This window comes from Streptomyces sp. NPDC041814 (assembly GCF_055590565.1).
In genome coordinates this window covers 308,528-323,937 of record NZ_JBVJAM010000004.1, presented here as the reverse complement: position 1 = coordinate 323,937, position 15,410 = coordinate 308,528, and the positions used below count along the sequence as shown (strand labels likewise).

General features: G+C 71.7%; 9 protein-coding genes. 2 read left to right on the top strand and 7 right to left on the bottom strand.

Annotated elements, in window-relative coordinates; all coding sequences use genetic code 11:
• Positions 1–13: 13 nt before the first annotated feature.
• From ACZ6C6_RS13935 to ACZ6C6_RS13915, 5 genes are all read right to left on the bottom strand, one after another.
• Complete coding sequence (locus ACZ6C6_RS13935) at positions 14–3,604, bottom strand: S8 family serine peptidase (RefSeq protein ID WP_469202371.1); 3,591 nt, start codon at positions 3,602–3,604, stop codon at positions 14–16.
• Positions 3,605–4,118: 514 nt separating this feature from the next.
• A complete protein-coding gene (locus tag ACZ6C6_RS13930) occupies positions 4,119–7,859 on the bottom strand; it encodes a S8 family peptidase (RefSeq protein WP_469202369.1) in 3,741 nt (1,246 codons plus the stop codon).
• A 151-nt stretch (positions 7,860–8,010) separates the two neighbouring features.
• Positions 8,011–8,817, bottom strand: a complete 807-nt coding sequence (locus ACZ6C6_RS13925) for a sigma factor-like helix-turn-helix DNA-binding protein (RefSeq protein WP_469202367.1) — start codon at positions 8,815–8,817, stop codon at positions 8,011–8,013.
• Positions 8,818–9,024: 207 nt separating this feature from the next.
• Entirely contained in the window at positions 9,025–12,315 is a 3,291-nt protein-coding gene (locus tag ACZ6C6_RS13920) for a S8 family peptidase (RefSeq protein ID WP_469202365.1), read from the bottom strand.
• 121 nt (positions 12,316–12,436) lie between these two features.
• On the bottom strand, positions 12,437–13,036 hold the full coding sequence (locus ACZ6C6_RS13915) for an SUKH-4 family immunity protein (protein ID WP_469202702.1): 600 nt from the start codon (positions 13,034–13,036) through the stop codon (positions 12,437–12,439).
• A gap of 104 nt (positions 13,037–13,140) precedes the next feature.
• Here ACZ6C6_RS13915 and ACZ6C6_RS13910 point away from each other — a divergent pair, with 104 nt between their 5' ends.
• Positions 13,141–13,677, top strand: coding sequence for a GNAT family N-acetyltransferase (locus tag ACZ6C6_RS13910; protein WP_469202363.1), 537 nt, complete (start codon positions 13,141–13,143; stop codon positions 13,675–13,677).
• 29 nt (positions 13,678–13,706) lie between these two features.
• Here ACZ6C6_RS13910 and ACZ6C6_RS13905 read toward each other — a convergent pair whose 3' ends face one another.
• Positions 13,707–14,117: a RidA family protein gene (locus ACZ6C6_RS13905; RefSeq protein ID WP_469202361.1), complete on the bottom strand. Its 411-nt coding sequence runs from the start codon at positions 14,115–14,117 to the stop codon at positions 13,707–13,709.
• 106 nt (positions 14,118–14,223) lie between these two features.
• Entirely contained in the window at positions 14,224–14,898 is a 675-nt protein-coding gene (locus ACZ6C6_RS13900; RefSeq protein ID WP_469202359.1) for a ThuA domain-containing protein, read from the bottom strand.
• Positions 14,899–15,047: 149 nt separating this feature from the next.
• On the opposite strand from ACZ6C6_RS13900, the gene ACZ6C6_RS13895 reads away from it, so the two are divergent.
• A complete protein-coding gene (locus tag ACZ6C6_RS13895; RefSeq protein WP_469202358.1) occupies positions 15,048–15,272 on the top strand; it encodes a hypothetical protein in 225 nt (74 codons plus the stop codon).
• Positions 15,273–15,410 lie beyond the last annotated feature (138 nt).

The window sequence follows — 15,410 nt, the reverse complement described above, 5'->3', positions numbered from 1 at the left end:
TCTCCTCATGTGGTCAGCTGCTCAGGTCGGGGCGCTGGGTGACGCGGACGGCGTTGACGAGGGTCTTCTCCGCACCGGTCGGGACCAGGCGGAGGTTCAGCTGACCGTCGGTGACCTTGACCGTGAAGGACTTGGCCAGCGCGCGGTAACTGCCGCCGGTGGTAAGGACGATGTCCAGATCGGGCAGTTGCACCGAGCCCTCGGCCAGCACATCGGTGAGCCGCTTGCCGGCAGCCACCTCGCCCAGCTCGGCGAAGTCCAGCTCGATCTGGTAGGTACCGTCGGGGACGTGGTCAAAGCGGTACTCCACGGCGCCTTCGCGGGCCGTGCGGAAGAGCTTGTCGTCGTCGGTGTCCTCGATGGCGTTGGTGGTCGTCACCTTCGTGGACTGGCCGATGAATCCGTACGACCCCGCCGTGTACTTCACGTCCGGCGACCAGACCTCACCGGCGGAGTCGGTGAATGCCTTGCCCGCGCCGCTGTCGATCGCGGTCCGGTAGCCGGGCACGGAAACGGTCACCGGGATCTTGATCTCGGGCGCGCGGCCGCTGTCGGAGGCGATGACGACGGTGCCCTTGAGGACGGTGCCGGGTGCTACGCCGTGGGCGTCGTAGGTCAGGACGACCTTCTGCTCACCGCTCTTGGTGACGCGGCCCTCGGCGGGGGCGGCCGTGAACCAGGTGGCACCGTCCGCCTCGGTGACGGTGTACGCCGTGTCGGCGCCGGAGTTGGCAAGGGTCACGGTGCGCGTCCGGCTCTCCTCGGCGGGGACGACGACGGTCGTCGCGGACGCCGGGGTGGCGGTGACCTTGCCCGTCGCGAGGGCCGTCGAGAGTTGCTCCGCGGAGCCGGTAGCCAGGGCGACGGAACGGCTGTACGCCGCGTAGTGCGGGGCGGAGACGGTCACCTCGTAGTCCGCCTTGTCGTGCGTCACCGGTGTCTGCACCAGGTAGGTGCCGTTCGACAGCGTGGTCCCGGTGGCGACCGGCTCGCCGTCACGGCTGACCGTGACCGTGGCACCGGCGAGCGCCTTGCCGTCGTTTCCGTCGGTGACGCTTCCGCTCAGGGCGGCGCTCCGGGTCGGCAGGAACTCCACGGACAGGCCGTTCTGCACCGAGGCTTCGTTGTACGAGTACTGGAGGGCGTCGGTGCCGTCGGCGTTCTCGGCGCCGATCGTGGCCCCGGCACCGCGTCCGTAGGTGGCGCCCGTGATGTTGGCGTAGTGGTAGGAGTACGTCCCGTCCTCGCCGATCACCACGGAGAAGTCGAGCCGTTGGGTGCGGTCGGTGCTGGGCACCATGTTCCGCCATTCCACGATCACCTCGCGGTGCGGCGCGGTGCCCCGGGACGACCAGTAGATGCCGCCTTCGTTCGTGGACAGTTGGAGGTTGTCCCAGAACGGGTAGAGCGAGCCGTTGGGGTAGCCGGTGTACGGCAGGGACCGGTTGGAGCTGAGACTCACCGGTGTCTCGAAGCTCAGGTAGCCCTCGACGTTGGCGGACGCCTTGGAGTACGTCTTGCCGTACAGCGCCACCGGGAAGGGGAAGTTGACCGTGGCGGTGCCCTCGTAGTCGCTGCTGACACTCAGCCGGGTCTCACCGGTCGGGAACGAGGTGTCCCGTGCGGTTCGGCAGACGGTCCCGAACCGGTCGCCGCGGTCGGGCAGCGCGAAGTCCTTGGCGTGGGCTCCGGCCGTCACCTCGACGCCGAACGCACCGGTCGTGGCGCACCGAGACATCGGGGTGATCGTCAACTGGTAGGTGCCGGAGGGAAGCTCCAGGCGGTAGCTGCCGTCGGACCCGGTCGTGGTCGTCGTGCTCGCGGGGGCGCCCGCGACCACGATCTTCGCACCGGCCTCAGGCCCGGAGAGGGTGTTCACGGTGCCGCTCAACGTCCCGGTGGGGGCGACGGCGAGGCTCAGGTCACCGGTGGCGGTGGCACCCTCGGTGACCGTCGCGGTGGACTCGGCGGGCGTGTATCCGTACTTCGTGACCTTGATCCGGTAGGCGCCGACCATCAGCTTCGGCAGGCTGTACGTGCCATCGGCGTGGGTCTCGGCGAGGGCGTTCATCGGCCCGTCGAGCTCCACGGTCGCGCCGGCCAGAGGGGCACCGGCCGAGGTGACGGTGCCGGTGAGGCCGCCGAGCGGACCCCGGGGCACGGACGCCACGGCCTCGTACGCGTCGAGCCGGCCCTCACCGTAGACGTTGTTGTTCGCGGCGCTGCCGCCGCACGTGGTGTCGTCCACATCGTGGGCGGTGCGGTCCAGGAGCCGTTCGGTCGCCGCGACGTCACCGCGGATCGCGGGCGAGGCCGCCCACATCAGCGCCACGGTCGCGGCGGTGTGCGGTGAGGCCATCGACGTACCCGACATGACGGCGTACCCGCCGCCGGGCGCCGCCGAGCGGACGTCGACACCGGGCGCGGAGATGTCCGGCTTGACCGCGCCCCCCTCGCCGGAGCCGCGGGAGGAGAAGTACGCGATGTCGCCGTCGCTGTCGTAGGCACCGGTCGCGTAGGTGTTGGTGTACGCGCCGGGGGAGCCGGCCGTGGCGCACCCGGGGCCCGCGTTGCCGTTCGAGAACGCGGGGAATATCCCGGCGTCGCGCCACGCCTGGACCATTTCCTTGTACCAGGTGTCGATGATGTCGGCGCCCCACGAGTTGTTGATGACGTCGGGGGCGAGGTCCGGACGCGGGTTGTTCCCGGAGCGGTCCGTGGGGGCCAGCATCCACTGGCCGGCCGCCATCAGCGCGGATTGCGGGCAGCCTGCCGGGGTGCACGCCTTGGCGGCGATCCACCGGGCGCCGGGTGCCACACCGATGGCGTTGCCGTCGCGGTCGTCGCCGACCATCGTGCCCATGGTGTGCGTGCCGTGCCCGTGGTCGTCACACGGGGCCTCACCAGAGCAACTCGCTGTGGCATCAAACCAGTTGTACTCGTGGTCGTAGGTTCCGTCCGGCTTCAGGCCGCGGTATTTGCTCATCAACGTCGAGTGCTGGTAGTCGACGCCGGTGTCGATGTTGCCGATGACTATGCCGTCACCGCGCACGCCGAGCTCGTCCCAGACCTTGGGCGCGCCGATGCTGTCGACGTTCCACTCGACGCCGTTGACCTTCGGTTCCTGCTCGGCCGGGAACTCCTCGGGCAGCTGGAACAGCCGGTCGGGCTCGATCGCGGCGACCTCGGGCCGGGCGGCGATCTTCTGCGCCAGGGCCTTGTCGCCGGTGACCTTCAGCGTGTTGCTGATCCAGTACGAGGTGGCGTGCGCGCCCGCCTTCTTTACCAGGGCCTCGACGCCGGCCTGACTGCTCGCCGCGTGCTTCTTCTTGGCGGCGATGAGGGCCTTGTCCCGGCCCGTCCGCGTTCTCTGCTTCTTCGCGGCCGAGGTGTCGGCCTGCGAGCCGAGGCGCACCCAGAAGGTCGCGGTGTCCTTCTTGTCCAGCTGCCGGACGACCTCGGCGTCGGCCTTGCTCCGCAGGTCGCTCACCGGCGGGGGCGGGGGAGCGGCCGCCACGGGCACCGCCGCGAGGAGCGGCACCCCCATGGCCATGGTGAGCGCGGCGGCCAGCAGGCCGTGGCGTCTCCAGAGTTGCTGTCTCACGTACGGACTCTCTTTCCTGAGGGTTTCCGATGGGCGACCGCGCTGACAGGTGCGGGTCAGCCCAGGTCCGGCCGGTGGGTGACGCGGACGGCGTTCACGAGCGGCTGGTCGGCCGGGCTCGCGAACTGCAGGTTGAGCTGCGCTCGTCGACGTGCAACGTGAACCTCATGTCACGTACCGCGCCGGCCGTCTTCTGCGCGTGAGGGCTCGGCTCGGGCGGAGCCGCCGGCGACGCGGGGAGCACCCCGATCAGTGGCAGGCTCATGACACTGAAGGGCTGCGGCGAGCGTGCGCCGTCGTGGGGGATGTGCCTCAACACGCACTCTCCTTCACACGAACGATCACGAGGTGGTGACCTCAGCAGTATGGGAGCGGTACACCGAGTCACCGGGGGCTGTGCGCTGACGAGTTGGCGACATGGCGCCCACTCGCCAACCGACCGTCCGGACGGTGGATGTCGAGGAACGCCGAGTGCCCCCGGACGCGACCAAGTCCGGGGCCACTCACCGATGCCTCACTTGATGGCGTACGCCCGTGTGACGGTCTGCTCCACGGTGTTGCCGTCGGCGTCCTTCGCGCCGATGCGCAGGGACACGTAACCGCTCTTCCTGGGGTGGTGGGCAGAGACGGTGAACCGTCCCTCCGTGCCACCGGAGACCGTCGCCCGGCTCCAGGTGGCGCCGTCGTCGTACGACACCTCGGCGGCCAGCGTCCGTGCTCGCACCGGGCCTGCCGTGCCGGGCTCCTCGGTGCGTACCGAGAAGCTGAACTTCCGTCCCGCAGGCGCCCGGTTGAGCAGGTCGAGCGGCAGGTCGTAGTACAGCTGGAGGAGCGGGATCGGGACCGTGCCCGACTCCGGACGGGCCGAGGTGAAGCGCCACTCGGAGTGGGTGCGCGTGGACATCTTCCAGTAGTCCGCGTCCCGCGCGCTGTCCATGGTGAGGGTGTACTCGGTCGGTTCCGCGTACGGCGCCGGGAACGAGCCGACGGCCGTGATGCGCTTCGCCAGCACCTCGCCGTGGGCGGAGAGCGTGGTGGTGAACGTGTCGGTGGCGTACGAGTACACCCCGTCATGCCCGGACTCGGAGTCGGTCCAGGGAGTGATGGCCAGACCCATCTGGGTCGCCCCGCGCGCCGGTATGTACTCCGGGTCGTTCTCGGGGACGGCCGGGCGCGCCACCTGCTTGAGCCAGTCCTCCTTGATCACGTCGCCGGGGGCGTAGTCGGTCATCGGACCGCTGTAGTGGCTGCCCCATTCTTTGTCCAGGTAGACGAGGTGACGCCATGTCACCCCGTTCGCCGACACCCACTCGGTACGGTGTGCCGGCGCCGGCAACGGGCGCGGGGTGCTCCAGGAGGTGGCGGCCACCTGGCCCGGACGGTAGCCCCAGCGCAGGTCCTGCGCGTAGGGGTGCGGGGTCTGGGAGTGGTAGTCGGCCTCGATGCGAGCGGTCGTGGTGGAGTCCACCTTCAGCGTGGTGTCCTCGGGCACCTGCCCGTCCCACGGGAACAGCAGATCGTACGCGTACCGGCTGTCGGCCTCCGCCGAGAGCAGCAGGTACTGATGCCCGGACGTGGCCTGCTCGGCGAGCTTCCGCCCCGGACCCGCGTCCAGAGTGAGCGCGGGGACCGGCAATGCCGCCGTGCCCGCCGAGGCGAGGAACCGGCCCGGCGCGGTGGTGTACACGAGCGCCGCCTTCGCACCCGCGCCGGCCACCGCCTCCACCTGGTCGGTGAGCGGGACGCCCGCGTCCGCCCGGATCAGCGCGATCCGGTCGGAGAGCTTCACTCCGGCGAGGTCCGCCGGCGAGGCGGTGCCCACCGGGACGACCTTCCGCAGCGAGATCCCGTCGAGCTTCGGTGAGCCGACGACGTACTCCGGATCGTTGACCCTGCCCCGGCCGAGCGCGTCGATGCGTATCTCGGGGGTGTACATCACCCACTGGGTGAACAGGGTGAACCGCTCACGCGACGCCTTCTCGGTCGGCAGCGCGTACACGTGGTCCACGTACTGGTCGAGCTGCGCGATCTGGGTGACCGAACGCGAACCGCTGGACCTTTCGTACCCCATCATGAGGCCCCGGTGTTCCGCCGGGGTCGGGGTCTTGACCTTGACCTCCTTGGCGGCCGTCCCGTCGAGCGTGACCGTACGGTCCTTGTCGACCACCAGCTGCGGATCGCCCGCCATGGTGAAGTCCGTGACCTGCTTGCCCGCCTCGTCGAACCCCGCGAGGAAGCCCATCAGGCTGTACGTGCCCGGCTTCACCCGGAACGTCGCGTCGCCCTTGGAGTTGAACGGGACGGTGGAGACCGCCCCGGTGTCCAGGTTGTAGAGGCTCGCATCGCTGTTGCGGTAGGCGAGCTGCCCCGCGTGGTTGACGGCGTGCACGGTGACGGAGACCACCTGGTCCTCCTTGACCAGCCCGAACTCCGTGTGCACGCTGCCCGAACCGTCGCGCGGCACGGCGGTGAGCGTGCCGCTGATCCGCCCGCTCAGGCCCGCCCCGGGGTCGGCGGTCAGCCCCACCTCGACGGTGCCGTGCGCGGGCACCGTCACCGAATCCGCCGACGCCGTCACCATGCCGGCGGGCAGCGAGGCGCCGAGCCCGTTGTCCCCGCGTACCGACAGGTCCAGCATCCGCGCGGTGTCCCCGTCGTTGCGGAACTCCACGGTCCGGGTCACCGGGGCGTTCTCGGCCCCGTACTTGAAGAAGCCGAAGCCGACGGAGCCGGTCGCGAAGAGGGACCGCGCGGTCGTCCGCCCGATGTCCACCCGCCCCGCGCCCTGCTCGTAACCGGTGGCCCCCGCGACGGACTCGGAGGTGGACATCAGGGCGTCCTTCAGCCGCCGGGGCGACCAGTCGGGGTGCTCCTGTACGAGAATCGCCGCCGCGCCCGAGACGTGCGGGGTAGCCATGGAGGTACCGCTGAGCGATGTGTAGTGCTCGTCCACCACCTGGCCCTCGGAGGTCCCGGCGGCCCGCGCCGCGACGATCCCCACGCCCGGCGCGGCGACGTCCGGCTTCAGGACGCTGTTGGCGAGCGGGCCACGGCTGGAGAAGGACGCCGTGACGTCGTTGTGGTCCACGGCCGCGACGGCCAGCGCGGAGGGCGCGGTGGCCGGGTTCGAGACGGTGCCCGGGGCGGGGCCGTCGTTCCCGGCGGCGATCACGAAGAGCGCCCCGGTCTCCTCGGTCAGCCGCTCCACTGCGAGGCTCGACGGGTCGTCGCCGTTGCCCGGACCGCTGCCCAGGCTCATACTGATCACCTCCGCGCCCGAGTGCGCGGCCCACTCCATCGCGCCGATGACGGAGGACGTGGTGCCCTGCCCGTTCTTGTCGAGCACCTTGCCGATGACCAGCCGGGCCCCCGGTGCCACCCCCTTGTACTTCCCGCCGGACGCCGCACCGCTGCCCACGACGGTGTCCGCGACATGGGTACCGTGGCCGTTGTTGTCGACCACCGAGTCGGCATCGCCCTCGGTGGTGAAGTTCCGGGACTCCACCACCTTCCCGCTCAGATCGGGGTGGGTGGCATCGATGCCGCTGTCGAGCACGGCGACCTTCACCCCGCTGCCGTCGTAGCCGGCCTTCCACGCGACCGGCGCGCCGATCTGGGGAACACTCCGGTCGAGCGAGGCCGTCACCTTGGCATCGAGCCAGATCCGGGTCATGCCGCCGTCGAGGGTGGACCGCCGCTCCTTGCTCCCGGGGCGCACCACCTCGTCCCAGAACGCGTGCGCCTGCTTCTTGTGCGTACGCAGCGCGGCGGCTCCCAGGCTCTTCAGCGTGCGGGTGCGGGCGGCGCCGTCGGGCACCGCGGCCCGGGTCGCACGGTCATCGGAGCTGTACGAGACGATCAGCGGCAGGTCGGCGGCGCGCGCGTCGTCGTACCCCTGCTCGACCAGGGCCGTGACGTTGAAGAGCCGTGCGTCGACCTTCCCGGAGTCGACCAGGTCGCGCGCCTGCTCGGGGATCACGAACAGGCCGTCGGGCGACTCGGTGATGTACGCGTTGTGGCGTACGGTGCCGCCCTCGGGCACGAGCATCGCCGAGCGACGCCCGTCCGGCCACTGCGTCAGTCGCACCACGTCCCCGGTCACGAGCGTGACCTGATGCTCCGTCGACTGGGGCTGCGCACCCGACTTGGCGAGTGGTAACGGAGATGCCGAGCCCGGGACTTGGCCCAGTCCGCTGAGTCCGAGGGTGAGGGCGGCGGCCGCCGCCAGAAGGGAATACCGTCTGTTTCCGGGCACGGAGGGCTCCTTGTCGACACGGGGGGAGTGCGGGGAGACCCCACGGATCGTGGCGGAGCCCCGCACACCGCGACAAGGCGTGCCGCTGGCGAGTGTGCGTCAGCGCCTCCCGGTGGCGCACACTCGCCACCCCCCGGACATGGGAGACCGGTCAGATCCAGTTGTTGCGCATCGCGTACCAGCCGAGCTGGAGGCGGGACGTCACTGACGCCAGGTCCATCAGTGCCCGCAGTCTGCGCTGCACCGTCCGAGGTGAGGTGCCCAACTGCTTCGCCGTCGCCGCGTCCGTCAGCCCGGAGAGCATCAGCTGCAGGATCTGCCGGTCCACCGGGGAGAGTTCGGCGACCTCGCGGAGATAGGGGCGCGAGTGCCGCCACGCGGTGGCGAACAGCTCCGTGACGAGTGTGGTGAGCGGCTGCCGCATCAGTACCGCCCGCTCCGGGCTGAACTGGACCATAGCGGTCTCGCCGTCCGCCACGGCCAGCTTCATCAGGGGGCTGTCGACCACCCGGACCTGCTCGCCGCGCCGCACCCGCTCCTCCAGCGCCGCCACCGCCGCCGGCTCGGCGAGGAAGTCGCGGTCGACCAGCAGCTGGTAGGTGACCTCGGGCGGAGCGCTGAGCGGCGGAGCCCCGGTCTCCCCGTCGCCGGAGACCGTATCCGGTGACGGGGCGAGCGTCTGGGGGACCGGCGTGATCCTGTTCAAGCCCGTCAGGAACGCCTGGAACGTGTGCCGCGCGCCGGTCTCCAGCTCAAGGATCCGCCGCGCCTGGGCGGCCGCCCCGTCCACGGTCTCCACCCGCACCGGCCCCTCGGTCGGCGGCTGGGCGCGGACCAGCTCGGCCACCGCCGCCTCGGCGTGCCGCACATCCTCCGCCAGCCGGCGGAAGACGGCGCGCACCTGCTCCGGCGAGGCGTCCGCCCCGTGGGTCCTCTTCGGTCGTCCAAGATCGGGCATGGGCCTCAGTGTTGTCGACGGCTTCCACCCTGTCGCGAGCCCCGAAACCCCGCAGCGAGGCCCGTTCACCGCATCATTGCTGGCCTGAAAGGGCCTGCCGAGGCCGCCCGGCCGGCGGTGGCGAAAGTGCGTCATGACGTGACCTCGCCACCCCGGAACGGCCGGTCCCCGAGTGAGGACCGGCCCGTCAACTCGTCAGTTCGACTATCACCAGGGCTTGTTGACGCCGAAAGCGCGAGTCACCGTCTGCCTGACCGTGCTGCCGTCACTCGCCGTGACCGTGGCTCGCAGTGTGGCGTACGAGGCACGCGGCGGCGCGGTCAGCAGGGCGTGCGAGGGCTTCCCGTTCCGGCCGTCGGTGACCTTCACCGTGCTCCAGGTGCCACCGTCGTCCCAGCTGACCTCCAGCTCGACGGGGCCCACCGTGGCCTCCACCGCCCCCGGCGCCCGCTGCACCCGCACATCCACCGGTGTCGGGACGAGGCTCAGGGCCCTCCCCGAGTCGTCGAGGCCGTACGGGGTGAAGCGGACCGCCATCAGCGGCAGGATCGTCCCGGCGCCGTCGTCGGTGTCCGAGTCGAACGCCCACTCCGACCGCACCCGGGTGGACAGGGCGGCGTATGCCTGGTCACGGCTGATGTCCGCGCTCAGGGTGTAACGCCCGGGCCCGGCCGGGACCGTGACGGTCTTCCCGCTGCCGACAGCACTCCAGGCGGCCACCTGCTGCCCCTCCTTGGCCAGGGAGAGGGTGCCGGTCGCGCCCCAGTCGGAGCCGCCGCGCGTGCCGTCACCGTCGGCGAGCCACGGCATCCCGGCCCAGACCACGGAGTTGTTCACCCGGTACGCGGGCGCCGCCGGCAGCCCGGGCCCCACCACCGCGGCAGCGAAGTCCAGCCGGTGCACGGAGCGCCCGTCGAACTTCTCCGTCGAGGTGGCGATGGACTGACGGCCGGCGATCGAGGCCCGGTCGAGCCACTCACCCGGCGTCCGGTAGTCACGCACGACCGACGGGAACCGCACCGCCTGGTCGATGAAGAGCGGAAGAAGCACATCGTCGTCCGGAGTCGCCCCCGACGTGCCCGCCGCCGGAGCCCCCTGCGCGTTGAAGTGCTCGCGCACCTCGGTCAGGTCCCCGCGCTTGACCGAGAACGACGGCTTGGCCGGGACGCCGTGGTTCCAGGTGTGCGCCACGTGGTAGAAGAACGGGCTGGGAGCCTGCGAGGACGCGCCCTCGGACGCGAACACCGCGAACGTACGGTACGTGGCGTCCTCGTCCGCGAACGGCGTCGCGTACAGCGACTGCCCGGCGCGCTCGCCGGTGGTGACCACACTCAGCGTGTACGACCCCGTGCCGGCCGGAACGGCCAGGGCCGCCTGCACGGCCGTCGCCCGCGCCGCGTCGTCGTGCACATCGGCACCGACCGGCACGGCGGTGCGTGCGTCCAGGTCGACGTCGGTGTCCGCGAGCGGGGTGACCGAGGTGACGGCCATGGTGGTCGAGCGCTCCGCACCGGCGCCGCTCGTGATCGTCATCCCGACCCAGTACTGGGCCTCGGGCACCGTCACCGTACCGGTGCCCGACGTGAGGCGGACCGGATAGCGGTCACCGGTCCAGCGATTGACCATCAGCGCCGAACCGGTCGCCGGGGTGCCGTCCCGCTGCTCCGCGTGGAGCGTTACCCGGTGGCTGGGGATGGCGCTGTCGACCGCGAGGACCGTACGGGTGACGGGCTGCCCGCCCTTCGAAGCGGTGAGCACCGCGGACCACGGGCCGTGCGGGAGCAGGGCGGCACGGGTGGTGACGGTGGCCGTGGCGCTGCCGTGCGCGGGGACGGTCACCGTGTCGCGGTCCACCGAGAACTGCTCCGCGTTGCCCGGCTGGGCGGTCGGCGACAGCGGCTTCTCGACGGCAAGAGCGAGCGTGGTGTCGCTGTCACCGGAGTTGGTGAAGGTGACGGTGTGCTCGGTGTCCTTGCCCGCTCCGTCCGCCCAGCCGGCGGTCGTCGTCAGGTTCGCGGGGGAGGCCAGGACCGTCTGCCGTTCGGCGCGGGCCACGTCCACCCGGCCGGTGCCCTGCTGGTACGCGGAACGCTTCGCGTTCGGCACCGCGCTGTTCATCAGCGCGGTCTTGATCTGCTCACCGCTCCAGTCCGGGTGTGCCTGGGCGACCAGCGCGGCGGAGCCCGCCACGTGCGGGGTCGCCATCGACGTACCGCTCTTGGAGGTGTGGCCGCCGCCCATCTTCGCCGCCACGATGGCGACCCCGGGAGCGGTGAGGTCGGGCTTCACCGCGTTGTCGCTCGGGCGCGGGCCCCGGCTGGAGAACGGGGCGAGCTCGTCCTCGGAGTCGACGGCGCCCACGGCCAGCGCGGCGTTCGCGATGGCGGGCGCCCCGACGGTGCCGGTGCCGAACTCGCCGTCGTTGCCGGCGGCGACGACGAAGAGCGTGCCGGTGCTCGCCGACAGGTCGTTGATGACCGCGATCGCGGGGTCCGTCTCGTCCGCCGGGCCGCCGAGGCTCAGGTTGACCACCTTGGCGTGCACGGTGTTGACCGCCCAGTCGATGCCGGCCAGCAGCGCGGAGGTCGGGCAGGTCCCGGTGCTGTCGCACACCTTGCCCACGGCGAGCGAGGCGTCCGGGGCGACGCCCCGGTACGTGCTGTCGACGCCCGCGATCGTGGAGGCCACGTGCGTGCCGTGCCCGTTGTCGTCCTCCGCGCTGTCCCCGCCGAGGAAGTTCGCCGAGACGGTCACCCGGCCGGCCAGGTCCGGGTGGTCGGAGTCGTAACCGCTGTCGAGGACGGCGACCGTGACGCCCTTGCCTGTGTAGCCGTCGGCCCACGCCTGCGGGGCGTTGATCTGCGGCACGCTCTTGTCGAGGGCGACGCGCATCCGCCCGTCGAGCCAGAGTTTGGTCGCACCGCCGGCCAGCGCGTGCCCGGTGCCCTTGGTCAGGCGCTTCCAGGTGGTGGCCGCGTCCGCGCCGTCGTCCGGGCCGAGCGGGGTCAGGCCGAGCCGGGCGATGGCCCGCCCGGGCCGGGCCGCACCGCCGACGGCGTCCCGCGCTCTGCTCGCGGCGGTCTTGCCCCTGCCGTGCTGGACGATCACCCCCAGGGCGCCCCGGGCGGTGGTCCCCTTCACGCCGTAGCCCGCGTCCAGCAGGGCGCCGATGTCGAAGAGACGAGGGTCGACGCGCCCGGCGGCGAGCAGCGGCCCGGCGTCCTCCGGTACGACGCTGAGGTCGCCGTCGCCCACCGAACTGGTGGTGAAGGAGACCCCCTCACGGCCGGCGGCCGGGGTGACCGTCGCCGAACGGAGATCGTCGCCCGCACGCTCGACGGTCACCGAGTCGCCGGTGGGCAACGGAACGCTGAGCGTGGTGACGGCGGCGGCGCGGGCGGCGGTGACCGGCACGGACGGCCCCGCCGCCTGCGCGGCACCGATGGGTATGAGCGCCGCCACCAGACCGGCGGCGGTCGCGAGGGATCTGACCTGCACGGAGAGAACCTCCAAGGATCACGGAGAGCGAGAACGCCCTGATCCTGGCAGCGACGGCAACTCCAACGGCTGGTCTCACGTGGCGACTTGACGACGCGTCGCAGACCCGCCACGGAGCGGGTCAGCCGTAGAGGAACGAGGCCCCCGGGCTGCCGTGCGCGAAGCGCTGCCCCATGGCGATCTCGTCGGCGACCACCGACCACACCGACTCCCCGTCCGCGAAGGGCAGCGGGTCCACGGCACTCGTCGTCCGCCGGATGTGGTCCACCGCGCGCTCCAGGCGCTCGAAGCCGGCCTCCTCGTCGGCCCCGTCCCCGCCGAAGTCGAACGTGTCCAGCAGCCGCTGGAGCCGCTGGGTGACGTGGGTGAGGGACGAGACATCCGCGTGCAGTGCCCGCACGGTCTCCTCGTCCGGGTCGACGGCGCAGACCGTCCCGGAGCCCGGGTCGAGCGCGAGGTGCGCGTTGAGCAGCCACCCGATCACCGGCCACTCGCCTGCGTCCTCGTCGGTGTCGGCCACCTCCCGCACGCGGGGGAGGAGTCCAGACTCCGGGTCGGGGCCCCGGAGCGAGAGCGTCCCCGTGGGCGCGCCCACGGTCTGCAGGAGGCGGGCCCCCTCGGTGCGGGCGGCACAGGGCGGGAACGCGGCGGCGGGCAGGGTGGCCATCCGGCCCTCGCCGAAGAGGGCGACGAGCTCGGTACGGGTGACGGCGAACAGCACGGGGCAGAGCTCCGGAGTCGGCGGCGGGCGGGGGTACAGCATCGCCCATGCCAGGTGACGGCAGAGCCCCGGGCTCGGACGGCCCCTGGGATAGGTTGCCGACCATGGCTGAACCGAGCTTCCTGCCCTGGCCGCCCGCGCCGATACACACCGCACGGCTCGTGCTGCGCGAGTCCGAGAGCCGGGACCGCCCGGCGTTCGTGGAGCTGTTCGCCTCACCGGAGGTGAACACCTACCTGGGCGGCGCCCGCCCGCGCGACGAGTGCGAGCGCGCCCTGCCGGAGACACCCGGAAGGCGCCCCGGGCACTTCGTGATCGAGCTCGACGGCGCGATGATCGGCACCGTCGAGCTGAAACGGCGCGACCTGGACCGTCCGGACGCGGTCCGTCCGGACGCCGGGGAGGTGGAACTGGGCTACCTGCTGCTGCCGGAGGCCTGGGGCCGGGGTTACGCCGCCGAGGCGTGCGCAGCGGTCCTCGACCGGTTCGCCGGGTCGTTCCCCGGCGAACCCGTGGTGCTCTTCACACAGACCGCCAACGCCCCCTCGATGCGCCTCGCCGCCACGCTCGGCTTCACCGAGATCCACCGCTTCGAGGCGTGGGGCGCCGAGCAGTGGATGGGCGTACGGCTCACCCCCTAGCGCCTGACGACAGGCCCGAGGGCCTGTCGTCAGGCGTCGAGCACGGCGGCGACCGCCTCGATCTCGACCAGTTGATCCTTGTAACCCAGCACGGTGACGCCCATCAGCGTGCTGGGCACGTCATGGTCGCCGAAGGTGTCCCTGACGACCTGCCAGGCCGCCACCAGATCCTCCTGGCGGCTCGACGCCACAAGCACCCGGGTGCTGATGACGTCGTGGAGCGACGCACCGGCGGCACGGAGGGCGGTCCCCATGTTCTCGACGGCCTTGCGGGCCTGGCCCGCGTAGTCCCCGAGCGCCGCCGTCGAACCGTCGGCGTTCAACGGGCACGCCCCGGCGAGAAAGATCAGCCGGGACTCGGCGGGGGCCGTGGCCGCGTACGCGTACTCGGCGACATCGGAGAGGGCGGCCGAGCGGATCAGGGTGACGGCACGGGGCATGGTGCGGGGGTCCAATCGGTAGAGAGCCGAACCCGGGCATCCTGCCAACGATCCACGAGCCCGTCCTCTCCTTTTACGCCGCCACACCGGACTGCCGCGGACACGCCTACTGAGCCGCCCACCGCAGGCCGCCCAGCAGGTGGGCGCGGAACGCCGGGTCTGTGTAGGCGGCCGCCGCGTGTCCGAGGGCCGTGTAGAACGCGCGGCCCGCGCCGGACTCCCGGCACCAGACCAAGGGGTGGTCGGGCCCCATGCCACCGCCCTCGTAACCGGTCTCGTCGATCGTCGCCAGGACGCGCACCCTGGGCAGACGGCGCGGGTTGCTCCGGAAGTCGTACCACTCGTCGTTCCGGTCCCAGCGCGGCGGAAGATGGCGTGTCGCCGGGTGGTCGCGGTCCTCGATCAGCACAGTGCCCGGCTGGAAGGCGGGATGCCCGGCGAAGCGCGCACCGAGCAGCTCCCCGTAGTACGGCCAGTCGTACTCGGTGCACGCGGCGGAGTGGACCCCCATGAAACCGCAGCCGCCGGAGAGCCGGCGCCGGAGCGCGGCGCGCCCGTCCGGGGTGAGCACGTCCCCGCTGGTGGACAGGAAGACCACCGCACCGCGCCCGGCCAGGGACGCGTCGGTGAAGACCGAGGGGTCCTCGGAGCACTCCACCCCGAACCCGTACTCCTCGCCGAGCTCACGCAGGGCCGCCCGCCCGGCGGGGATCGAGTCATGGCGGTAGTCCGTGGTGCGGGTGAAGACGAGAACGTCCGACAGGCGGCCGGTGCGGGGCATGCTGCGACTCCGGGGTCCAGGTGGTGCGCGAGGGCGACGGTCACCGGCAGTCTGCCCCGGCGGGCGGGCGCCCCACGCGTACGTACCGGTTGGGCAACCGTTCGAAGCCCCAGGCCCTCCCGGCCGGGGCGCGTACCTAGACTCGTCGCATGAACCACCTCACGTGCACCCATTGCGGAACCGTCGGCCTGGAGGACGGCTTCATCGAGGATGCCGGAGACCACTCGCGCGGGTACGCCCGCTGGATCGAGGGCGCGCTGGAACGCGGGGTCTTCGGCGGCGCCAAGCGCATGGGCCGGCCGCGCCGGCAGATCGAGGCGTTCCGCTGCCCCAAGTGCGGCCACCTCGACCTGTTCGCCACCAACCCCGTCTAGGGCGTGTATCGGACGTAGCGCCGTCCGCCCGCCGGACAGGCGGGACTTCCGAAACACGCCCTAAGGCCCGTCCGGCGGATCGCGTCCGGCGGACGCCCGCCGTTTCAAATACACCGACGATATGCGGCGGCTCGTAGC